Origin of the sequence: Bradyrhizobium sp. HKCCYLRH2047 (assembly GCF_051168175.1) — a bacterium.
In the GTDB taxonomy this organism is placed as follows: domain Bacteria; phylum Pseudomonadota; class Alphaproteobacteria; order Rhizobiales; family Xanthobacteraceae; genus Bradyrhizobium.
In genome coordinates this window covers 458168-479413 of record NZ_JBNPUM010000003.1, presented here as the reverse complement: position 1 = coordinate 479413, position 21246 = coordinate 458168, and the positions used below count along the sequence as shown (strand labels likewise).

The following is a 21246-nucleotide window of genomic DNA, read 5'->3' as shown; positions in this document are numbered from 1 at the left end:
ATCGTCAGGCTGCGTCAGCCGCAGCAGCGGTCGGAACCGCCACCGCCGAGGCGAATTGCGAGGCGACATTGCCATGGAAGACGGACGGACCGACGTGATCGAGCCGGCTGTCGAGATCGGCCCAGATCTCGCCGCCGAGATCGGTCCATCGTCTGCAGAACGCGAAATCCTCGCTGAGATAGGTGCCGGTCGCCGGATCGATCATGCATTCGAACAGCGCGAAGCGGTTCGGGCTGCCGGCCAGCGCATCCTGCGAATGCTCGCGGAAGAACTGCAGCGGCGCGTAGGCCGGATGCGCGATCATCGCCTCGATGACGCGGCGGCGGATCATCAGGAAGCCGGTGCCGGCATAGCGCACGCGGGTAAAGCCGTTGACCACCGCGACGTGGTCCGGATTGTCAATCTCCAGCACGTAGTCGAGCGACGCCGCCGGCACGTCCATCCGGTTGTCGTTAATGGCGCGGCGCGCCTTGCTCCAGTTGACCTTCTTGACCGGATAGACACCGGCGACCATGTCGCCGCCGGACTCGATCAGCCGGAAGACCTGCCTGGGCGTAAAGCCGATGTCGGCATCGACGAACAGCAGATGGGTTGCTGTGGGATCATTGAGGAACAGGGTGACGAGATTGGCCCTCGCCCGGGTGATCAGCGCATCACCGTCGCGCATGTGGACGGTGAGGCCGACGTTGGAGGTGGCGCGCAACTCGCGCTGCAGGGCGAAGATCGAGCTCGCATAGATGCTCGACACCTGGCCGCCGAAGCATGGTGTCGCGACCACCAGATGAATGCGCTCGTCGGTTCCGTCACTCACGTTCCGCCTCCAGACAAAGAGGCTCTCGCCCCAGATCTGAACAAAAGCTAAAGAGACGTGGTTAACGAAAACCTAACCGCCGTCCCCGGGGCGCTACAGATATTTCACCAGCGTCAGCTGGGCGAGCATCGCCGTCGTCTGGTAGGACGCCTGGAGGTTGGTCTGGAGCTGCAGGATCTGGCTCGCCACCTCCTGCTGCGAGATGCCCTCGGTCTGGTCGACCATGGCCTGCATTGCCGCCTTGGCCTGGGTCTGGCGCGCCGTGGCGTCCTTCATCGTGGTCTGGGCGTTGGCAAACTCGGTCTGGATGTCCGAGATCGCCTGCTGGCCGAGCTGCGGCGTCAGGTTGGCGGCGATGCGCTGGCTGAGCGCGCCGATCTGCTGCGGGGCATTCGCACCCGCCGGCGGCGTGTTGACGGCGGCATAGACCGCGGTCTGCTGCACGAGGTTGCGGATCGCAAACTCGTTGCCCTGGGCGCCGAACTGAATGCTCTGCGCCGTGTCGATCCGGATGGTCGCGCTCGACCGCGCCGAGCCGGGACCGCTGTTGCCGGTGTACCAGGCGACGGTGTTGGCCGAACCGTTCACGAGGCTGGTCGCCGATCCCAGCGGCGAGCCGGAGACGCGCAACGGCGGCGTCGGCGCCGTCACGGTGCCGGAGAAGCCGAGCGCCCCGAACGCACCCGCGTTCGAACTCGACACCGAGAAGCTGGCGGCGTCGTCGGTGCGCAAGGTGATCACGCCGCCGCTGACCGTCGACGGCGTCGACGTGCCGCTGAGCGTATCGATTTTCGACAGCAGCGTCTGCACGCTGTCGCCGACATTGATCTGGTTGTTGCCGTTGGCGCCGGAGGCGACGAAGGTCAGCGTCTGTCCGTTGACGGTGATGGTGTCGCCGGTTGCAAAGCTGGTCGCGATCGAGTCGGAGCCCGCACCGCCCGACAGCAGCGTCGCTCCGGTGATCGGCGCCGGTGTTGCGAGCTTGTTGTTGACCACGGTGCCCGACACGGAGCTCGCCGTGTTGAAGAAGTTGTCACCGGCGACGACCGCCGAGGCGGCGGTCAGCGAGGTGTTGGCCAGCGTCGACAGCGCCGTGTTGAGCGCCGCGTTGAGATTGGCGGAGGTGGCCGCGGGCGTGGCACCGATGGCGAACGTATTGGTCGGCGCCGGCGTCGTGGTGGACGCCGTCAGCTTGATCGATTCCGAGGTGCCGTCGGGCAGCTTGAAGGTGAAGCTGATCTGGTCGCCCGCATTCGGATTGCCGGCGATGAGATCGACCGAGATGCCCGCGGGCGAGCCGGACGGTCCGGTCACCGTGGCGTTGGTCAGCGACGACGTCACCCCGCTCAGCTTGAAGCCGAACGGCGAGCCGGCGACGTCCTCCGCCAGCGTGATCGGCATGGTGGCCGACGCCGACAGGTTGAGACGCCCGAGACCGTTGAGCCCGAGATCCGCCTGCTGCCGCTCGGCGATGACCTGCTTGAGCCCGGCCTGCGTTGTGGTGCCGTTCAGGATGTCGTCGGCCGATGCGATCGCCGGCCGGTCGGTGGCGCTGCCGGAGAAAATGTAGCGGTCGCCGACCTGCGTGTTGAGGATGCCGGTGATCGCCGACAGGTTGGACAGCGCCGTCAATTGTCCCGTGGTCTGGCCAGTGCTGGTCAGGTTCTGTGGTGTCGCCGAGGCGCCACTCTGGACCTGGTCATGAATCTTGGACAGCGACTGCAGCGAGGTATTGACCGCGCCGATCACGGTATTGACGTGGGTCATCGTCAGCGTGAACGCCGAGATGTTCGACAGCTGCGCCCGCGCCGCGATCGCGAACCCCTCGTCGGGCCCCATGCCGGCGTAGTTGTTCGCCTTGACGCCGCTCGAGAGCTGCGTGGAAAGGTCCGCGAGCTGGCTCGTGATGTTCCGCACGGACAGGCCGAGCAGAGAGCTTCCGTAATTGACACTGCTGATCGTCATCTTACACGCGCCTCACTAAAACGCCTGGAGCAGGCTCTGCATCATGCTTTGCACGACCGACATGATATGGGCGTTTGCCGCATAGGTGTTCTGGACCTGGATCAGGTTGGACATCTCGCTGTCCATGTTGACCCCCGCGGTGCCCTGGAACTTCTCCTTCAGCGTGCTGACCACGACGGCCTGGCCCTGGCTGAGCTGGGTCGCCAGCGTCGACGCACTGCCCTGCTGGCTGACGAATTGCTGCAGATAGCCGGACACCGTGCCCTGGAACGGCTGCGCCGCCGAGCCGAGGCCGGTGGTCGGCGAGTAGCTGAAGGTCGCCGAGGTGAGCTGCGCGAACAGGAAGTCCGGCCGCGTCGAGTCGCCGGCCGCGGTCTGCGGCGAGGTCGAATAGGTCGACAGCTTGGTCGGATCGTTGAGCAGCGCCGGGTTGACGTTGAGCCGCCCGGCGAGCCCCGTCATCTGCGAGCCCGTCGAGGTGATTGCGCCGGTGTAGAGCGCGCCGCCGTCGGTGAACACCGGGAGCTGCGCATTGCCGCTGGCAAGCGTCTGCGTCGTGGTGGTGGCCGAGGCCGCCTTGACGGTCGCCTGGCTGCTGCCGTCGTCGGTGATCCGCAGCGTGCTGCCGGAGGGATTGGAGAACTGCAGATGCGCCGACCCGAGCGCGCTGTTGAGCTGCGAGACCACCGAGGCCATGCCGAGCGAGAAGTCGACGCCGACATAGGACGGGTTGGCGCCGGTGGCATTCTGCAGCGGCAGCGCAGCGGGATCGTTGACGTTGACGACCTTGATCTGACGCTGGACGTTGCTCGAGTCCGTGTAGGTCAGGTTGATGGTGTTGCCCGCCAGCAGCCCTGATGTCGAGACGTCAAAGCCGGCCGGCGGCCCAGCCACCGCGGTGCCCGCCGTGGTCTTGTCGGACAGTGCCGAAGCCATCGTCGCCGCGAGCTGGTCGACCTGGGTCTGGGCCTGCACCAGGGTCTGGTCGCGCAGCTTGAGGTCGGCTGCGATCTGGCCCGAGTTCAGCAGATTGTTCGACACGACGTCGAGCGACACGCCGTTCGACAGCTTGATGTTGAGCTGGCCGACGCCGGTCTTGGTCGGATCGCTGTTGTAGAGCGAGGTGGCGTCGAGCGTCCCCGGCGAGGAGAAGGTGAACTCCGAGCTGAGGCCCGCGCCGACCAGCTGGATGCCCGAATTGGTGAATATGCTCGTGCCGTTGGTCGGGTCGGACACGACGCGGATATCGACATATTTGGCGAGCGTGTTGATCGCGTTGTCGCGCTGGTCCTGCAGGGTCGCCGCCAGCGGGTCGGAGCTGTCGAGGCCCTGCAGCTGCGTGTTGAGCGTCGCAATCTGCTTGATCGCCGCGTTGGCCTGCGTGACCGAATTGCCGATGTCCTGCTCGACATTGCTGCGCAGGGTCTGGATGCCCTTGGTGGTCGCGTTGAGCTGCAGCGCCACGCCCTGCGCCGCCGACAGCGCCACCGACTGCGCCGACTGGTTGCTCGGATTGTTCGACAGCGACTGCAGCGCCGTGGTGAAATTGTTCAGCGCCGTCTCGAGCGTGCCGCTGCCGCCGGGCGTACCGTACACGGTCTGCAGCTGGCTCAGGATGTTGGCCATCTGATTGGCGTAGGTCCCGCCCGAGGTCTCGGTGCGGAGCTGGTTCTGGACGAACAGATCGAGCTGACGGTTGACGCCGGTCGTCGTCACCGTCGAGCCGAAGCCGCCGCTGGCGACCTCGATCTGGTTCGGGTTCTGCGCGACGTAGCCGGGGGTGTTCGCGTTGGCGACGTTCGACGAGATGATCGAGAGCGCGGCCTGCGTCGAACGCAGGCCGGACATCGCGGTGGCGAGGGCAGAACTCAAACCCATGTGCGGTAGCCTTATGTCAATTCAACTGCCACGTCTCAGCGCGATCAGCGCAGCACGTTCAGAAGATCCTGCACCATCGAATTGGCCGTCGTGATCACCTTGGTGTTGGCCGAATAGGCCTGCTGGGTCACGATCAGCTTGGTGAACTCGTCGGCGATGTCGGTGTTCGAGCCTTCCAGCGAGCCGCCCGAGATCTTGCCGGTCGCGCCGATGATGGCCTGGCCGGACTGATCGGTCGCCTCATAGGCGCCGCCGTCGAGCGCCTTCAGGTAATTGGTGCCGTTGAAGTGCGACAGCGTCACCTGCGCCAGGTTGATGGTCTGGCCGTTGGAGAAGGTGCCGGTGACGACGCCGCTGTTGTTGACGGCGACCGACTGCAACTGACCGGCGGCGAAGCCGTTCTGATTGATCTGGTTGATGGTCGCAGAGCCGATCGTGCTCGCATATTGCGTCAGCGCGCCCGAGGAGATGTTGAGGCTGACGGTACCGAGCGTGGTGCCGTCGACCACGACGTTGGGGATGGAGATGTTGGAGGTCGTCGGCGACACCAGCGAGCCGTCGGAGGCGAACTGGAAGTTGGTGCCGACGTTCTGCCACGCCACGGTCGAGCCGGTCGCGTTCGAGTCGGTCTGGTAGAACAGGTTCCAGGTGTCCTTGTGGCCGGTGCCGAGCGTCGCGCTGTCGACCTTGCCCCAGCGCAACTGCACGTTCACCGGCGTGCCCGACGAGTTGTAGGCCGTGACCGCGCCGCCAGAGATCGTCTCGTTGTTGAAGTTGGTGAGATCGTTGCCGATCACGATGCCGGTGCCGGGACTCGCCGTGCGCGTCAGTGCCACCGGTGACGTGAGGCCGAGCGCGGTGAAACCCGGGGACGCGCTGCTCATGGTCCAGTCCTCGCCGCTGCCGGAATGCAGCGTGATCTTGCCGGCAGTGATGGTCGGCGTCACGCCGGTGACGGCCGCGATCTTCGCCATCAGCGTGCCGACGGAGTCGCCGACATTGATCTGGGTGCCCGAGGCGCCGGAGGCGACGAAAGTGAAGGTGATGACGTCGCCCGCGCTGCCGGTCATGGTGATCGTGTCGCCGGTGGCAAAGTTGCTCGTGATCGAATCGGTGGCCGCACCACCCGACAGCAGCGTCGACGTGGTGATGTTCGCCGCGTTCTTGTTGACCGCCGTACCGCCGGTGACGGTGGAGTCGGCGTAGAAGTTGGTGCCCACCGGCAGCGGCACGTTGGAGAGGTCGGCCGAGTTGAGGCCGCCGGCCGCGACCAGGGTGCCGGTCGCGGCATTGCCGCTCGCGGCGGTCTTCGGCTGCGTCGGCAGGTTGGCGGCGTACTGGATTGCGGTGGTCGCCTGCGCCGGCACGAAATTGTTGGCGAATTGCAGCACGGTCGGCACGTTGCCGGTGGCGTTGCCGGTCTTCGGATCGACCGCGACGCCCATCAGGTAATAGCCGGCGCCGTTGATCAGGTTGCCGTTGGCGTTGAGCTGGAAGTCGCCGCGCCGGGTGTAGTTGGTGACGCCAGTGAAGACCGGCACGTTGTCGACGACCGAGGAGGCCTTCTGCACGTTGAAGAAGCCGTCGCCGTTGATCGCCATGTTGGTGGCGACCGAGGACGTCGAGACGGTGCCCTGGGTGGTGATGGTGGCCTTGGCGAAGGCGGTGACGCCGCCGGCATTCTGGCGCGTCGGGTTGGTCGCGTTGGGGATGAGGTCTTCGAAGCTGGTGCCGATGCCCTTGTAGCCGACGGTCGACGCGTTCGCGATGTTACCGGAAATGTTCTGCAGCGCGAATGATTGAGCGGACAGACCGCTCACCGAAGTATTCATCGCGTCGAAGATACCCATACCAATCTCTCCACTGTGATGCCGGTGACAGGTCGGCCCGCACCGCGTTTCGTGGAGAGCTGTCGCAATCGCTGTGCCAGATGCGAAAATACTGTGAAATCAGCGGGTTGAAAAACAACAACGTCAAAAAACCAGCGTCAAAACTGGTGAACAATTGCCGAGCCGGCAGTTCTTGCCGGGCCGGACACGCCAAATCGCGCTCCGGCGCGGCCGCTCGTCACGGCTACCGGCGCGTCCTCAAGACCCCCATCTGAGCCTTGAACGGACGAGCCGGAATATCCGGGCGCAGATTCCCGTCAGGTCGACGACGGATTTGCCGGGTGGAACGTGAGCGACAGCCCGTCCATGCAGTAGCGCAGGCCGGTCGGCTTGGGGCCATCGTCGAACACGTGGCCGAGATGGCCGCCGCAGCGGCGGCAATGCACCTCGGTGCGGACCATGCCGTAGGTCTTGTCCTGGCGGGTCGCCACGGCATTGTCGAGCGGCTTGAAGAAGCTCGGCCAGCCGGTGCCGCTGTCGAACTTGGTGTCGGAGGAGAACAGCGGCAGGTCGCAGCCGGCGCAGGCGAAGGTACCCTTGCGATGCTCCTTCAGCAGCGGGCTGGTCCAGGGCCGCTCGGTGCCCTCCTCGCGTAGGATCTCGTATTGCTGCGGCGTCAGTTGCGCGCGCCACTCGGCCTCGGTTTTCTCGACCTCGAACTTCTCGGCGGCGCGGGCCGGCGCGGAACCGCCGAGCCAGCGCAGGGCGGCGAAGCCGAACAGTCCGGCGGCGGTGGTCAACATCAGGCGGCGGTCGATCATGGCGGTCTCCGTACGGCGATGAGTTACCGGATCTACGGATGGGATCCCGCGAAGTTACGTCGGGCGCGGGCGCGGCGGCTCACTTTCTTGCGAGGTGTCAGCCCTCCCCGGCGTCGGGATGGCGGTTCAGATCGGATGGCTGCGGCCGCAGCGGCAGCCGCGAGCCGGGCCGCTCGGCCGCCCGGCGCCGCGCTTCGGCCGCCCGGATCTCGCGCATGCGCTCCTGCGCACGCACGCGCTCGCGGTGTCGCGCCAGCGTCCCGGCCGCGGCGGAGCGGCCGCGGACCCAGAGATTGACGACATGCCCGGCAACCCGGCCGCTGACGCCGCCGGCCCAGACCAGTTCGAACGGCGAGAACAGCTTCCAGCGATCGTCGCCGGCGAGGATCGCCTGGGCGATCAGCTGTCCGGCCATCGCCGAAGTGTTGAGCCCCTGCCGGCCGAAGCCGCTCGCGACCCACAGGCCTTTGCGGAGCTGGCCGATCTGCGGCATGCCGTGCACGGTCTGGCCGGTGACGCCGCCGAAGGTGTCGGCGATCTCGACCCGGCCGAGCTGCGGAAACACCGTCCGGATCCGGCGCTGCAGCGCCGCGGCAAATCCGCTGGGCCGCGCGTCCCAGGTCGTCTCCGGGCTCGCCCACATCAGCCGGTCACCGTCGACGATTCGGAAATGATCGATGCCGTCGGTGTCGCTGACCGATCCCTGGAAGGAAATCGCCTCGGCGAGGCGCTCGCCGAGCGGCGCGGTGACGCCGCCATAGCGCCACACCGGCAGCAGCGTATCGGACAGCTTCTGCAGCGGCGCGCCGAGATGGATGTTGCCGGCCAGCACGATGTGCGAGGCGCGCATCCGCGCCGACGGCGTCACGATGCGCTTGCGCACGCCCGACGCATCGATGCTGACCACCGGCGTGTCCTCGAAGATCCGCGCCCCGGCCTTGTGCGCGAGCCGCGCCAGCGCGTGAACGTACCTGCGGCCGTCGAACTGGAACGCCTTGGGATAATGGACGCCGTGGAAGTAGCGGTCGGTCTTGAGCTCGGTCCTGACGCGCTCGATCTGCCAGCCCTCGACCTCGGTGTCGAAATCCTCGTGCAGCATCTGCAGGCGGCGGATCAAGGCGTCGCCGGCGTCGACATTGGAGACTTCGAGCGCGCCCTCGCTGAGCCCGATGCCCGGCATCGCTGCCTCGGTGGCCTGGGCGCGGATGAACTCGGCACCGGACCAGGACAACGCCCATAGCGCCCGGGCATGCGCGAGCCCGACGCGCTCGATCAGATCCGGCAGCGGCAGGTCGAACCCAGGCATCACCGTGCCGATCATGTGGCCGGATGCGTTCCACCCGACCTGGCGGCCTTCCAGCACCGCGACGCTCGCCCCCTGCCGGGCCGCGCACAATGCCACCGTCAAGCCGGCCAATCCCGCCCCGACCACGCAGACGTCGACGTCGAGGTCGAAATTCAGCCTGGTGCGGCCGTGTGCACCTGCGGCATCCGCGTCATCGTTCACGCTTGTGGAAGTCTCGCTCATGGCGTTTTCTTAGCGAACCCTGCGCCGGACGTCATGACGCTTTTAATGGCGACAAAGAGACGTGGTACAGCCGGACCCAGCCTGAACGATTCGAGACGGAATTCCATGCGCCGATTGATGCTGCTGCGCCACGCCAAGACCGAGACTGACGCGCCGACCGGCCGCGACCAGGACCGCCGTCTCGACGAGCGCGGGCACCAGGATGCCGCCATGATCGGCGATTTCATCGCCAGCCACCCGCCGGTGCCGGAGCTGGTGCTGGTCTCGACCGCGGTCCGGGCACAGCAGACCTGGGACCTCGCGCTTGCGGCGATGAAGGACCGTGTCCCGGCCCCGCAGGTCGAGACCGTTCCCGGGCTCTACGGCGCCGAGCCGATGCAGATGCTGCATCACATCCGCCTCGCGGCAGTGCACGATCCGAAGCAGCTCCTGCTCGTCGGGCACAATCCCGGAATGCACGAGCTCGCGCTGGCGCTGACCGGCGGGGGCGATTCAGAGGCCCGCCACGAGCTGATGCGCAACATGCCGACCGCGGGTTTGGCGGTGCTCGATTTCGACACCGACGATTGGGGCGACGTCAGCTTCACCCGCGGCCGTCTCCTGAGATTCGTCACGCCCAAGCTGCTCAAGCATGGCTCGGTCGATTGACAGGCAGGTCCGGTCCGGCGCGTAATCCCGGCGGACAGAGGAGGACCTTCGATGTTCAACTCGATTCTGGTGCCGATCGATCTGGCCGACACCGACCTCGCCAAGCCCGCCATCGCCACCGCGGCCACGTTGGCACAGACCTGGAGCGGCACGGTGCATCTGCTCAACGTCATGCCGATGACGCCGGTGATGCTCGCCGAATACGTCCCGGCCGATTTCGACGCGCAGCAGCGCGAGACCGCCGAGGAAGCGCTGTCGATCGTGGCGCGCGAATCCGGCATCCCGGCGGAGCGCATCAGCTATACGGTGCGCCAGGGCGGCATCTATCACGAGATCCTCGAGGAGGCAGCCAAGGTCAAGGCCGACCTGATCGTAATGACCTCGCACCGCCCGGCGATGCGGACCTACTTCCTCGGCAGCAATGCCGGCCACGTCGTGCGCTACGCCAAGTGCTCGGTGCTCGTGGTGAGGCCGTAAGACGCGGCCCGTCCGACGCATCCTGCGCGTGGACCAATTTCCACTTCGTGGTCATTGCCATTGCATTGGCGTTTCTCGATCATATTGCCCGACCGAAGCGCCGACTGAGGACACCGTCATGAGATGGCCTCTGCCTTATCCAAGGGCTGGTGACGTATTGGGTATCCTATTCATCGTCGCGCTGCTTTGCCTTCTCGTTTCTGGCTTCTACTGGTTTCCCAATCCTAATCCGAATACCGGATTTGGTCCGGACTGGGATTGCACTCCTGTCCCCAATGGCCAACCGATCTGCATCAAAAAGATAGGTCAGTGAACGCAGTCCGCTGACGGAATGAACCACGCGGTTGTCCGAATGCCCCCGATCATGCGTCGGCGTGATCTCGATCGAGATCTTGCTTCGGTTGGCTGTGAATAAGGATCCGGCTAGCGTGAAACGATCCCATCGAATCTCACGCGCGTGTTGGAAGACCCTGAGCAAGTGTTGGGTCAGACGGGCGGAGCCCGAACGGCGCGGGCAAGCCAGAAGCTGCGCTCGCCTTTGGCCGGCTCGCCGACTGACTGTGCGATCAGTTCGAATCCATTGTCGCGCAGCAACGCAGCGTACTCGGACGGATCGAGAGACGCATGATAGAGCGGATCGCCGCGGTAGGACCCGATGGCTTCGCCATGTGCGGGTCCGGCGTTGAACAGCAGCACGCCGCCCGAAGCCGCGCAGGCCGCGAAGATCGGAAACATGCGCCGCTGGTCATCATGTCCGAGATGGAAGAAGCTGTCCCACGCCAACACCCCGTCAAATCGCCGCCCTGAGGTCCACGACCGCATGTCGGCAACGACCCATTCCTGATCCGGCATTCGCGTCCGACACAGCGCGATCATCGTCGGCGAGCTGTCCACCCCGGTGACGGAAAATCCTTGCGCCGAGATGTGCGCTGCGACCGGCACACCACCCCCGCAGCCAAGATCGAGCACGTTCGCGCCCGGCCGCAGGAGCGTAACGAAGCGTTCGATGGGAGGCTTGTCAGTCCAGGCGGCCGCGCGGCGGTCAGCGTCCCACGCCAATGCGTGACGCTCATAATGGGCGACGATCCGGCTCGCACCTCGGCTCATGGAAGCTCCGTCATAGAGGGCAGCGCGTAGGGTCGGCAAAGGCGCGCCCGATCAGCGTGCTTGTCCGTGCCATCTGAGGGCGCCGTGCCCACCGTCTCGCGCGGATGGAGAGACGGTGGGCACATCATCGTGCGGCTCGCGCGCCCCGATGACTTTGTCCACCCTACGGGGCTCGCACCTTTGCCTGGAGCTTTGCGCCTCACGGCCACTCCGCAATGTAGCCCTTCGCCTTGTACGGCGCGATCTTGTCCCATTCGCCGAGCACGCGGCGGCGGAATTCGGGATGTGTGTGCCAGAGATGGCGCGGCACGCCGAAGCCGTCCACCGTCAGCAGCATCTTCTCCACCTCGGGCCAGTGCCGCTGCAGGGTCATCGCGTAGCGCCGCGCGGTCCAGCTGTTGCCGAGACAGATCACGCTGCCGACATTGGCGAGGCCGAGCGCGGCGTCGATCACCGGCAGCGCGAGCACGACGTTCTCGCCGGTGTTCGTGGCATGATGCTCTTCGAGGATGCGCTCGGCCGGAACGCCGCGCCTCACCATGGCGGCCTTGATCAGCGTACACTCCGAAACATCCGCGCCCGGCGTGATCCCGCCGCTGACGATGGCGTGGCGGAAGTAGCCCTGCTGCCATAGCTTCGCCGCCGTCTCGGCACGCAGCTCCTCGTCGACGCGGGTGCCGAACACGAACAGCAGATCGGCCGGCCGCAGCGGCGTGTCGGCGAAATGCCGCGCGTTGATCGCGGCGATCTCGGCGTCATCCGGCCTGCGCAGCGCGCGATCCTGCATCGTCCCACTCCGAAAGCGACTCGCTCAGTCTGGCATGGTGCGCCAAATCTGCACGATCACATTCGGTGACCGGCGATGCGATTGCGTGATCACGGCAGCAGCGCGGCCGGAATGTCCGTGAACGTGTAGCTGCGCGGCCTGTTGCGGGTGATGAAGCCGCCGACATACCAGGCGAACAGCGCGGCGAAGCCGATCAGGAACAACGCGCCCGACCATTCGGCGATGACGAGCGCACGCACCAGAAGCCCGGCCATCGCGACGGCGAGCAGCGCGATCGCGGCGAGCGCCGCGCCGTAGGTGAAGCGGCCGAGGCCCGCGGTCAGCCGCGCGTTGCTGCCGCTGACGGCGAGCCGCGCATGCAACCCGAGAATGAAGGCGCGATAGGCCTCGCTCTGCGGCGCCATCAGGGCAGCCGTCTGCCACGAGACGGAGATGATGCCGAGGCGGCGGCCGTCGCGATGGGTGACGTCGGCCCGAAAACGCGTCGCCTGCATCGACACCGGTCGGTAGGACAGCCGGATCGCGACGATCTCGGCGTAAGGCCACAGGCCGGTACGGCCGGCGAACCGCCACGACAGGCCCTGCTCCGTCAGTTCGAACTGGTGCGCGGCCCCGATCAGCGACGCCTTGTAGGCGTAGCGGATCGTATCATCGCCGGCCGTGGTGGTGCGCTCGGAAATGGATCGGTCCTGTTGCGTGTGGCACGCGCCTTATCCTACAAGCGGAGCATGAGCGAAACGATCTATTTTCCGCGCCATTTGATCCTGGCCGGGGCGATGGCCGCCGGCGTGCTGCTGGCGCTGGCGGTGCACATGCTCGGCGCCCGCTACGGGCTCGATCTCGGCGGCCTGTGGCAGACCGAGAGCGGCGCCTTCATGCCGGCGGGATCGGCGATCGCGTGGTGGCTGATCGCCACCGTCGGGTTCTCCTCGGGCTACTTCATCGCCAACATCATGCACAGCGCGGTGTCGGGCGAGATCCCGCAGCGGATGCGCAACTTCCTGGTCGTGGTCGGCGTCCTGATGCTGGCCGGCATCGGCCAGGCGATCTCCGGTCCGAGCCCCGTGCCGTCGGCCTCGGGCGTACTGGCAGGCCTGGCCGCGCTCTGCCTCGGCGCCCTGATGGCGTTCTGCGGCGCCAACTTCGCGCTGCGCAAGACCTGACCGGCGCGATCCGCACACGCCGACGCCGCGCGGGCGACCCGCGCGGCGTTTTGCCTCATCAACGATCGAGCGTCAGCTCGCGGCGCGCAGGTTGACGCTCGTCTCGGCGAGCTTGGTCAGCTTCATGTCGGTCGCCTTCTCCTCGTCGAGCGTCTTCTGCAGCACGGCGGCGCAGTCGCTGCGGCCGAGCTGCTTGGCCCAGGCGATCAGGCTGCCATAGCGGGTGATCTCATAGTGCTCGGCCGCTTGGCCGGCATTGATCAGGGCGGCGTCAAGCACGGTCTTGTCCGCGACCTCGCCGGCGACCTCCTCCGCCTCTTCGATGATGCCGTCGATTGCCGGGCAGTCGACTGCCTTGGGCGCAATGCCATGCATCTCGAACACCTGCTCGAGCCGCTTCACATGCGTCCTGGTTTCGTCGAGATGGGCAAGAAAACCCTGCTTGAGCTTCTGATCCGTCGCCTTCTCCGCCATCTTGGGCAGCGCTTTGACGAGCTGGTTTTCGGCGTAATAGATGTCCTGCAGCTGATGAACGAACAGATCGTTCATCGTCTTGATGTCCTTTGTGAACAATCCCATTTGCTTCACGTCCTCCTGGTTCGGGAACATGGCAGGTCCCGCCCCCGACCGGTGGTCGCCATGTTCGCTGTGCTCGCGGGCGCTAACCGGCGGCAGCGGCGGTCGTTCCTGTGTCACCGAGCCTGCCGTCCGGAACCGGGCGCGGAGGACCAAGTTTGCCCGTGAACCCCGCGGGTAACCAGTTGGACCGAACTGAGGCGGATGGGCGGCCAGCCATGTGACCGGAGTGTGACAGACCTGCGCCGCATGGGTCGGAGCTGACCTGTGTCAAGGACTGCACAAGCCGCGCATTTTAGCATAAGAAACAGGCTGTCACGAATTGCCCGCCCCATCGATCAATGGTTTCGCCTCTTTTCCAAGATCTAGTACCGCCCCGCCGGGAGGATGAATGCAGCGCCTGCTGACCACGCTTGGGCGTGGCTTCAAGAAATGGATCGGCTGGAAGCGGCTGGGGATTGCAGCGAGCCTTGCGATCATCGCCTTCGCGATCACGACGCTCGTGCGCACGCTGAAGGGCGTCGACGCCGGCGTCATCCTGACCGCGCTCACCGAAATCCCGCCCGGTCACATCGCGCTCGCGGCCTTGTGTGTGGTCGGCGCGTTCTGCACGCTGACCTTCTATGACTATTTTGCGCTGCGAACGATTGGCAAGAAACACGTGCCCTATCGCATCGCGGCGATGAGCGCCTTCACCAGCTATTCGATCGGCCACAACATCGGCGCCACCGTGTTCACCGGCGGCGCCATCCGGTTCCGGATCTACTCCGACTACGGCCTGTCCGCGATCGACGTCGCCAAGATCTGCTTCCTATCGGGCCTGACCTTCTGGCTCGGCAATCTGTTCGTGCTCGGTATCGGCATGACCTTGCATCCGGCCGCCGCCACCGCGATGGACCAGTTGCCCCCGGCGGTGAACCAGTTGATCGCGATCGGCATCCTCGGGGCGATCTTCGCCTATCTCGGATGGCTGACCGCCGGCAAGAACCGGCGCCAGCTCGGCCAGAACGGTTGGAAGGTGGTGCTGCCCTCGGCGCAGCTCACGCTCGTGCAGATCCTGATCGGAGTGGTCGACCTCGGCTTCTGCGCGCTGGCGATGTACCTCCTCGTCCCCGCCGCTCCGCCGATCGATTTCCTGTCGCTGTCGGTGGTGTTCATCCTCGCTACCCTGCTCGGCTTTGCCAGCCATGCCCCCGGCAGCATCGGCGTGTTCGATGCCGCGATGCTGGTGGCGCTGCCGCAGTTCGGCCGCGAGCAGTTGCTGGCCACCCTGCTCGTTTTCCGCGTGCTGTATTTCGTGATCCCGTTCGCGACGGCGATCTCCATCATGGGCATCAGGGAACTCTGGCTGAATGTGGTCAAGCCGTGGCAGGAGCGGCGCCGGCTGCAGGGCGCGGTGTCGGACGAGATCGCCGCCAAGCGCGCCGCGACCACGGCGCACGCTGCGGTTCCCCAGCGCATCAAGCGGCACTCCCAGCGCTGAGCATCAATTCTCTCGCGGACGACGCAGCGGCTCGCCCCTCGGCCGGTTGAAGTCGCGTGCGATCCTCTTATTTCCGCCCCATCGCTGACGTGAATCCTTGCGCATGACCCGAATGCCCCATCGTCCGTTGCTCGCCGCCTGCGTCCTGGCCGGCCTGCTTGCCCCTCTCGCCGCCACCGAGGCCGCCGCGCAGTTCGGCACGGCGCCGCCGCTGCAGATCAGCTGGGAGGTGCGCAACCGCTTCCGTCTCTTCCGGGAGGAGCGCGACTTCCTGCTGCATACCGAGAGCACGCGCGACCGCTCCATCCTCGCCGCCGAGCAGGCGTTGGCGGTGCAGAGCGACGGCCGCGGCTGGGCCCGCAACGTCGTCAACCGGCTCTGCATCGACCTCGCCGGTCGCATCAACGAGCCATGCACGCGCGACAACGTCAAGGAAAGCTATCTCACGCCGATCGACCACCCGGTCACCGTGCGCCTGACCGGCCCGGTTCCGGTCGGCGCCACCTGCGCGTGGTCGTTCGACGACGGCGACGGGCCGCAGACCTCGACATTCGACTGCGCCGAGCCGGTCAACCTGCGCGTCCGCTACGGCCGGCAGACCGTGGCATCCGTCGATGTCGCCAGCCCGGATGGGACGCTGCAGGTCTCGACCGGAATCCAGGTCCGCGACGTCCTGATCGCCGGCCTCGGCGACAGCATCGCCTCCGGCGAGGGCAATCCGGACCGCCCGATCGCGCTCGCCGACGAAGGCTTCTGCTTCCGCTCCTATCTCGGCGGTCCGACCGCGCAATATTATCGGCCGAGCCGCGCCGGCTTCAAAGGCGGCCGCGCCTGCGAGGCGCCGGACACGCTGCAGAACTGGCAGAAGCACAGCGCGGTCTGGCTCAACGCCGCCTGCCACCGCTCGCTCTACAGCTACCAGACACGGACGGCGCTGGCGCTCGCCGTGCGCTATCCGCATGTCGCGGTCACCTACCTGCCGCTTGCCTGCACCGGCGCTACCATCGCCGACGGCCTGTTCGGCAGTCAGCGCGCGCGCGAATGCACGCCGGGCCGCTCTGCGGCCACTTGCGCCGGCGGCGTCAACGGCCAGCTCGGCGAGCTGCGCGAGGCGCTGACCGCGGCCAAGCGCCGCCAGCCGGACCGCAAGCTCGATCTGATTCTGCTGTCGATCGGCGCCAACGACATCAACTTCTCCGGCCTCGTCGCCGACGTCATCGTCGATACGCCCACCGAGCGCACGCTGTTCAAGCGCTCCGGCGTGATCGGCTCGGTCGAGGAATCGCGCAGCGAGCTGGCGCGCGACCTGCCGCAGGGTTTTGCCAAGCTGCGCGAGGCGCTGAAGCCGCTGGTCGGCGACCTCTCGCACGTCATCTACACATCCTACGGCAACCCGGCGCTGAGCGGCCCGGGCACGCCCTGCCCGGGTGGTCCGGCCGGCTTCGAGGTCCACCCGTCGTTCAATGCCAATCCGCAGCGGCTCGCCAAGGTCGCGGGCTTCGTCGAGAACGAGTTCCTGCCGTCACTGCGCGGGCTGGCGCAATGCACCGCGGGAGTCCTGTGCCGCGACCCGCAGGCCGACCGCATGACCTTCGTCGATGCGCATCAGGCCGCGTTTGCCGATCACGGCTTCTGCGCCCGCTCGCCGCAGGATCCGCCGTTCGACCGCGAATGCTTTTCGGCCGACGGCGCCAGCTTCGATCCGAACATCGTCAGCGCCGCCAACGAGCCGCTGCTGTGCGGCCGCGGCGCCAGCGAGTATCGCCCCTATCTGCCGCGCGCGCGCTGGATCCGCGACGCCAACGACAGCTACTTCTCGGCGATGACCTATCCGCAAGGGCTGCCGGCGGCGATGCAGCCCTCCGACATCCACGATGCGAGCTGGGGCGTGCTGTCCGCGGTCTATGGCGGCGCCGTGCATCCGACGGCGGAGGGCCATGCCGCGATGGCCGACGCCGCCTTTCCGGCTGCGGCGCAAGTGCTCAACCTCGATGCGGCCGAGCCCAACGTCACCAGCCAGCCGCTGCCGCCCGCGGGCGTGGTGAGGCAGTAGTCGGCCATTCGGGCAGAGATCGCAGAGGAAGAACGGCCTGCAGCGCTCCGCTCCGCACAGCGTCTTTCGGGAGGCCCTCCGTGAGCGGGCGCTCAGGGACAATGGCCGTGTGGCAGCGAGATCTCCGAGCCTCATGGTGAGTTGGGAGCGGACGGAGAGCTGGGCCGCCCCCTCGACGTCCCAACGCTCAGCGCGCAAGTCGGCGGCGACCACCGCCATGCGATCCTGATTGTCGTTGTGCCCAATATGGGTTGTTCACGCACATGGCCGCGAGACCCCAGCCTGCCCTTCGACACTGATCCCAGGATGTATAGGTGCATTCGAAAGAGGTGCTACCACCCCATTCCCACTTTTGTAGGCAGACAGGATAATTGGAATCATGGGTTTGAGCAGCGGCGATCGGGATCATGGAGATGGCCGCGCTCCCCGCGATTATCCAACGCAGCATCAGCATCGCTCCCTCGTCGAATTCCGATCGCTGCGGCCAATGGCCCGCACAACCACCGGCAAGCAACGCTCGGATGATCATGGAGACCTTGTCGTCGACCACGCGCTTGATCTGGATCAAGCTCTTCGCCGACGCGGTGTCCGAGATCGCGCTCCCTTGTCGGCCCGGAGCGACGGTCGTAGTTCGGAAGCCGTCTACTTGATTGCAGCCGGCTTCTTCATCATCGGCGGCGCCTGCTTGGTGGCAGGGCCTGTTGCCGTCGTCGCTTGCGAGGGCAGATATTTGGCGAGGATCGCCGGATCGATCTGCGCCATGTTGCTGTCCGGCAGGCGGGTCCAGGTCTCGTCCTTGCCGAACAGCGAGATGCCGAGATAGCCGTGCAGGATCAGCGACTGCCCATCCGGAGTGACCCGCATGTTGGCCTTCCAGATGTTGCCGTCGCGCGGATTGAGCACGTTGCCGCCTTCGTATTTCAGCCCCTCGCGCTTCATGTCACGCACGAAGGAGATGCCGAGCACCGGCGCATTCTTGCGGTCATCGCTGCACTTCGAACAGACCTCGTTCGGATTGTCGCCGGGACGCGGAAACGTCTTGGCGATCACGCCCTCGAACACGCCGTCGTGGTCGATGAAGAGAAACCAGCCGACGGGCCTGCCATCCTCCACCTTCTGCCACAGACCGGCCGCGGTCGGCTCAGCCGCGAGCGCAGGCCGCGTCAGCAGAGCACCGGCAACAACGAGCGCGCCGATCGCGAGCTTCGTCACACCAGGCACCAGCCGAAGTCGGGGAAACGCATTGCGCATCATCATCTCACCTTGACCAAGTCACAAAATGAATGGCCGCACAGTACGGCCGTTTCGTGCATCGTTCCAGCCCATAACAGGTCTGGCGCGCCGGTGAAACCGGCACGCGCAGGAAACATTTCTTCACATTTGAGTTGGTCCGGCGGTGCCGGGTTCCACTGTGCGAACGAATTAGTTGACGCCGAGCTTCTTCTGCAAGCTCGACGACGACGTCGTGTACTGGAACACCAGCCGCTTCTCCGGATACACGTAGCGGTGCGCCTTCTGCGCCATCAGCGCGCCCTCGTGGAAGCCGCACAGGATCAGCTTGATCTTGCCGGGATAGGTATTGATGTCGCCGATCGCGAAGATGCCGGGCACCGAGGTCTCGAACGCCGACGTCTCGACCGGAATGAGATTGTGCTCGAGCGCGAGGCCCCACTCGGCGACCGGGCCGAGCTTCATCGTCAGGCCGAAGAACGGCAGCATCATCTCGCACGGCACGGTCTCGACCGCATTGTCGTTGCCCTTGATGGTGGCCGCGGAAAGCTGACCGTTCGCACCTTCGAGCGCGGTCACCTGACCGATGCGCAGATCCATCTTGCCGCTCGCGACCAGCGCGCGCATCTGCTCGACGCTGTGCGGCGCGGCACGGAAGTCGTCGCGGCGATGGACGAGCGTGATGCGCTTGGCAAGGGGATGCAGATTGAGCGTCCAGTCGAGCGCGGAATCGCCGCCGCCGACGATGACGACATGCTTGTCGCGGAACTGCTCCATCTTGCGCACGGCATAGAATACCGAGGTGCCTTCGTAGGCCTCGATGCCCGGCACCGGCGGACGCTTGGGCTGGAACGAGCCGCCCCCGGCCGCGATCACCACGACCTTGCACTCGAACACCTTGCCGGCGTCGGTGGTGACGCGAAACCCGGGATCGCCGATCTTCTCGACCTTCTCGACCATCTCGCCGAGATGGAAGGTCGGACTGAACGGCTTGATCTGCTCCATCAATTGATCGGTGAGGCCCTGCCCCGTCACCATCGGCACGCCGGGAATGTCGTAGATCGGCTTCTCCGGATACAGCTCGGCGCATTGGCCGCCGACCTTGTCGAGGATGTCGATCAGATGCGCCTTGATGTCGAGCAGCCCCAGTTCAAAAACGGCAAACAGTCCGCAAGGGCCCGCGCCAATGATCAGCACATCGGTCTTGATCGCTTCGCTCATGTCGCTCTTCTCGTTGGAGGCGCCGCTCGGAGGTTGGCGGCAGATGGCGGTTCCGAATTTGTAGCCAACGGGGTGGTCGCAGGGAAGGCACAAAAGCCGGCCCCCTGCTCGCGCGCGCGGCTTGCAGCGGCGGGCTTAGCCGGGTTTGAAGGGGATATGAATGATGGAGATCAATCGGTGACAGAGACGGCCCGCCGCGACCACGCGCCACGCCTGGAGGACTTTCCCTACCGCCTCACGGACAATGTCCGCTTCGGCGACCTCGACCCCAACCAGCACGTCAACAACGCGGTCTACGCGACCTATTTCGAGACCGGCCGGGTGACCCTGATGAAGGACCCGCGCCACGGCCTCGGCCAACAGGGGCTGGCCTGGATCATGGTGCGGCTCGACATGCATTTCCGGGCCGAGCTGCGCTGGCCGGGCACAATCGAGCTGGGACTGGGGGTCGTGAGGCTGGGGCGCACGTCGGTGACCTGCGAGCAGGTCATATTCTCGGACGGGCGCTGCGTGGCGTCGGCCACCGCGGTCATGGTCCTGATCGACGAAGTGACGCGCAAGCCGGCGCCGCTGACGCCGAATCTCATTGCTGCGCTCCAGCCCTGGGTCCGCCGCGGCGTGACGATCGCGCCGCCGGCATAGGCCTGGCGGCGATCATCGGAGGCGCGGCGACGAGGGCGCGAGGCGAACGGTCAGGCCTGACGCTCGGGGGTGGAGACGACGAGGCCGTCGAGCTCGTCGGAGACCTTGATCTGGCAGGAAAGACGGGAATTCGGCCGGACATCGTAGCCGAAATCGAGCATGTCCTCTTCCATCGGGGTCGGCGGGCCGACCTTCTCGCGCCAAGCTTCGTCGACATAGACATGGCAGGTCGCGCAGGCGCAAGCGCCGCCACATTCGGCCTCGATGCCGGGAATGGCATTGCGGATCGCCGCTTCCATCACGGTCGCGCCGTTCTCGATCTCAACGGTTCGGGATTCGCCGGTATGGTCGACAAAGGTGATCTTGGCCATGTGTGCTCGTGCTGCGCAGGAAATGAGGTCGGGCTGTCCTATAACGGACCGCTCCGCTCCGCGCTAGTGCTGCCGCCGGCCGCTCAGGCCGCGCCGAGCATCTCCGAAATCGCCGCGCGGGCCTGCGCGATCGCCGTGCCGAGCCAGGCCAGCGCATCGGCCGGATCGCCCGCCCGCAGCGCCGCTTCGAGCCCTTCCGCCGCATCGGCAACGTCGAGCGCGCCGACGGCGCGGGCCGAGCCCTTCAGCGTGTGGGCGACGGTGGCGGCATCCTCGGGCATCACCTGCAACCGCTCCAGCAGGCGGACGGCCTGGCTGGAGAACATGGCGAGCACCTCGCGCTCGAGCGCGCTGTCGCCGAGCGTCATCCGGCGCAGCAGGTCTAGGCTGATCGGCCCGTCATCGGGAACCAGCGGGGGCGAGGGCATCCATTCGATCCGTGAAAGGTCGGGAATCATGGCGGCAATCCGGGTCCGGCGGGCGCGCCGCGCGCGCCTGTGGTAAGCCAAGCACGACAATGGTTAATGCATTGTTACCGGCCCAATTGCCGCGGGTTTGCCGCGATTTGGGCCCGGCTCTGCCCCAATCGCGGCAGAAACGGGAATTCGCAGAACTTCTAAAGTGTTAACGGCGGCTGCTGTTAACGATGATTAAGA

Annotated in this window: 21 protein-coding genes; 6 read left to right on the top strand and 15 right to left on the bottom strand. The window is 66.1% G+C overall.

What is annotated here, in order from left to right:
* Positions 1-4: 4 nt before the first annotated feature.
* The 6 genes from ACQR1D_RS09455 to ACQR1D_RS09430 form a co-directional block, all read right to left on the bottom strand.
* Positions 5-811 (bottom strand): hypothetical protein, encoded by an 807-nt coding sequence (locus tag ACQR1D_RS09455; RefSeq protein WP_315804314.1) that lies wholly within the window; start codon positions 809-811, stop codon positions 5-7.
* A 93-nt stretch (positions 812-904) separates the two neighbouring features.
* A complete protein-coding gene (locus ACQR1D_RS09450; protein WP_434837857.1) occupies positions 905-2776 on the bottom strand; it encodes a flagellar protein in 1872 nt (623 codons plus the stop codon).
* A gap of 15 nt (positions 2777-2791) precedes the next feature.
* Positions 2792-4654, bottom strand: a complete 1863-nt coding sequence (gene flgK / locus ACQR1D_RS09445) for a flagellar hook-associated protein FlgK (protein ID WP_434837856.1) — start codon at positions 4652-4654, stop codon at positions 2792-2794.
* Between the two features lie 44 nt (positions 4655-4698).
* A complete protein-coding gene (locus ACQR1D_RS09440) occupies positions 4699-6504 on the bottom strand; it encodes a flagellar hook-basal body complex protein (RefSeq protein WP_316182988.1) in 1806 nt (601 codons plus the stop codon).
* 296 nt (positions 6505-6800) lie between these two features.
* On the bottom strand, positions 6801-7304 hold the full coding sequence (gene msrB, locus ACQR1D_RS09435) for a peptide-methionine (R)-S-oxide reductase MsrB (protein WP_316182987.1): 504 nt from the start codon (positions 7302-7304) through the stop codon (positions 6801-6803).
* 97 nt (positions 7305-7401) lie between these two features.
* The gene (locus tag ACQR1D_RS09430; RefSeq protein ID WP_434837855.1) at positions 7402-8832 is read right to left on the bottom strand and encodes an NAD(P)/FAD-dependent oxidoreductase; all 1431 of its coding nucleotides are present in this window, start codon (positions 8830-8832) and stop codon (positions 7402-7404) included.
* A gap of 105 nt (positions 8833-8937) precedes the next feature.
* Between ACQR1D_RS09430 and ACQR1D_RS09425 the strand changes: the two genes are divergently transcribed.
* Positions 8938-9480 carry a SixA phosphatase family protein gene (locus ACQR1D_RS09425; RefSeq protein ID WP_315804320.1) on the top strand — a complete coding sequence of 181 codons (543 nt, stop codon included), beginning with the start codon at positions 8938-8940 and terminating at the stop codon, positions 9478-9480.
* A 51-nt stretch (positions 9481-9531) separates the two neighbouring features.
* A complete protein-coding gene (locus ACQR1D_RS09420; RefSeq protein WP_284420907.1) occupies positions 9532-9957 on the top strand; it encodes a universal stress protein in 426 nt (141 codons plus the stop codon).
* 486 nt (positions 9958-10443) lie between these two features.
* Here the strand turns inward: ACQR1D_RS09420 and ACQR1D_RS09415 are convergent, their stop codons facing one another.
* The 3 genes from ACQR1D_RS09415 to ACQR1D_RS09405 form a co-directional block, all read right to left on the bottom strand.
* Complete coding sequence (locus ACQR1D_RS09415; RefSeq protein ID WP_434893828.1) at positions 10444-11064, bottom strand: class I SAM-dependent methyltransferase; 621 nt, start codon at positions 11062-11064, stop codon at positions 10444-10446.
* 199 nt (positions 11065-11263) lie between these two features.
* A complete protein-coding gene (locus tag ACQR1D_RS09410; protein WP_316216863.1) occupies positions 11264-11851 on the bottom strand; it encodes a YdcF family protein in 588 nt (195 codons plus the stop codon).
* An 89-nt stretch (positions 11852-11940) separates the two neighbouring features.
* The gene (locus ACQR1D_RS09405) at positions 11941-12531 is read right to left on the bottom strand and encodes a hypothetical protein (RefSeq protein ID WP_434837939.1); all 591 of its coding nucleotides are present in this window, start codon (positions 12529-12531) and stop codon (positions 11941-11943) included.
* A gap of 48 nt (positions 12532-12579) precedes the next feature.
* Here ACQR1D_RS09405 and ACQR1D_RS09400 point away from each other — a divergent pair, with 48 nt between their 5' ends.
* Complete coding sequence (locus ACQR1D_RS09400) at positions 12580-13014, top strand: hypothetical protein (RefSeq protein ID WP_315712681.1); 435 nt, start codon at positions 12580-12582, stop codon at positions 13012-13014.
* A 72-nt stretch (positions 13015-13086) separates the two neighbouring features.
* Here the strand turns inward: ACQR1D_RS09400 and ACQR1D_RS09395 are convergent, their stop codons facing one another.
* Positions 13087-13593 carry a ferritin-like domain-containing protein gene (locus tag ACQR1D_RS09395; RefSeq protein ID WP_316239268.1) on the bottom strand — a complete coding sequence of 169 codons (507 nt, stop codon included), beginning with the start codon at positions 13591-13593 and terminating at the stop codon, positions 13087-13089.
* 388 nt (positions 13594-13981) lie between these two features.
* Here ACQR1D_RS09395 and ACQR1D_RS09390 point away from each other — a divergent pair, with 388 nt between their 5' ends.
* Together ACQR1D_RS09390 and ACQR1D_RS09385 are read left to right on the top strand one after the other, a co-directional pair.
* On the top strand, positions 13982-15073 hold the full coding sequence (locus ACQR1D_RS09390; protein WP_315804325.1) for a lysylphosphatidylglycerol synthase transmembrane domain-containing protein: 1092 nt from the start codon (positions 13982-13984) through the stop codon (positions 15071-15073).
* Between the two features lie 103 nt (positions 15074-15176).
* Positions 15177-17126: a hypothetical protein gene (locus ACQR1D_RS09385; RefSeq protein ID WP_316182982.1), complete on the top strand. Its 1950-nt coding sequence runs from the start codon at positions 15177-15179 to the stop codon at positions 17124-17126.
* Between the two features lie 187 nt (positions 17127-17313).
* On the opposite strand, the gene ACQR1D_RS09380 is transcribed toward ACQR1D_RS09385, so the two are convergent.
* The 3 genes from ACQR1D_RS09380 to ACQR1D_RS09370 all read right to left on the bottom strand — a co-directional run bounded on the left by ACQR1D_RS09380 (position 17314) and on the right by ACQR1D_RS09370 (position 19577).
* A complete protein-coding gene (locus tag ACQR1D_RS09380) occupies positions 17314-17694 on the bottom strand; it encodes a DUF3551 domain-containing protein (RefSeq protein ID WP_316216866.1) in 381 nt (126 codons plus the stop codon).
* A 74-nt stretch (positions 17695-17768) separates the two neighbouring features.
* Positions 17769-18377 (bottom strand): DUF2147 domain-containing protein, encoded by a 609-nt coding sequence (locus tag ACQR1D_RS09375; RefSeq protein ID WP_315804353.1) that lies wholly within the window; start codon positions 18375-18377, stop codon positions 17769-17771.
* Between the two features lie 171 nt (positions 18378-18548).
* A complete protein-coding gene (locus ACQR1D_RS09370; RefSeq protein WP_315804328.1) occupies positions 18549-19577 on the bottom strand; it encodes an NAD(P)/FAD-dependent oxidoreductase in 1029 nt (342 codons plus the stop codon).
* 177 nt (positions 19578-19754) lie between these two features.
* Between ACQR1D_RS09370 and ACQR1D_RS09365 the strand changes: the two genes are divergently transcribed.
* Positions 19755-20219 carry an acyl-CoA thioesterase gene (locus ACQR1D_RS09365; RefSeq protein WP_434837853.1) on the top strand — a complete coding sequence of 155 codons (465 nt, stop codon included), beginning with the start codon at positions 19755-19757 and terminating at the stop codon, positions 20217-20219.
* Positions 20220-20269: 50 nt separating this feature from the next.
* On the opposite strand, the gene ACQR1D_RS09360 is transcribed toward ACQR1D_RS09365, so the two are convergent.
* Positions 20270-20590, bottom strand: coding sequence for a 2Fe-2S iron-sulfur cluster-binding protein (locus ACQR1D_RS09360; RefSeq protein ID WP_315707114.1), 321 nt, complete (start codon positions 20588-20590; stop codon positions 20270-20272).
* Positions 20591-20673: 83 nt separating this feature from the next.
* Complete coding sequence (locus tag ACQR1D_RS09355) at positions 20674-21018, bottom strand: Hpt domain-containing protein (RefSeq protein ID WP_315804330.1); 345 nt, start codon at positions 21016-21018, stop codon at positions 20674-20676.
* Positions 21019-21246 lie beyond the last annotated feature (228 nt).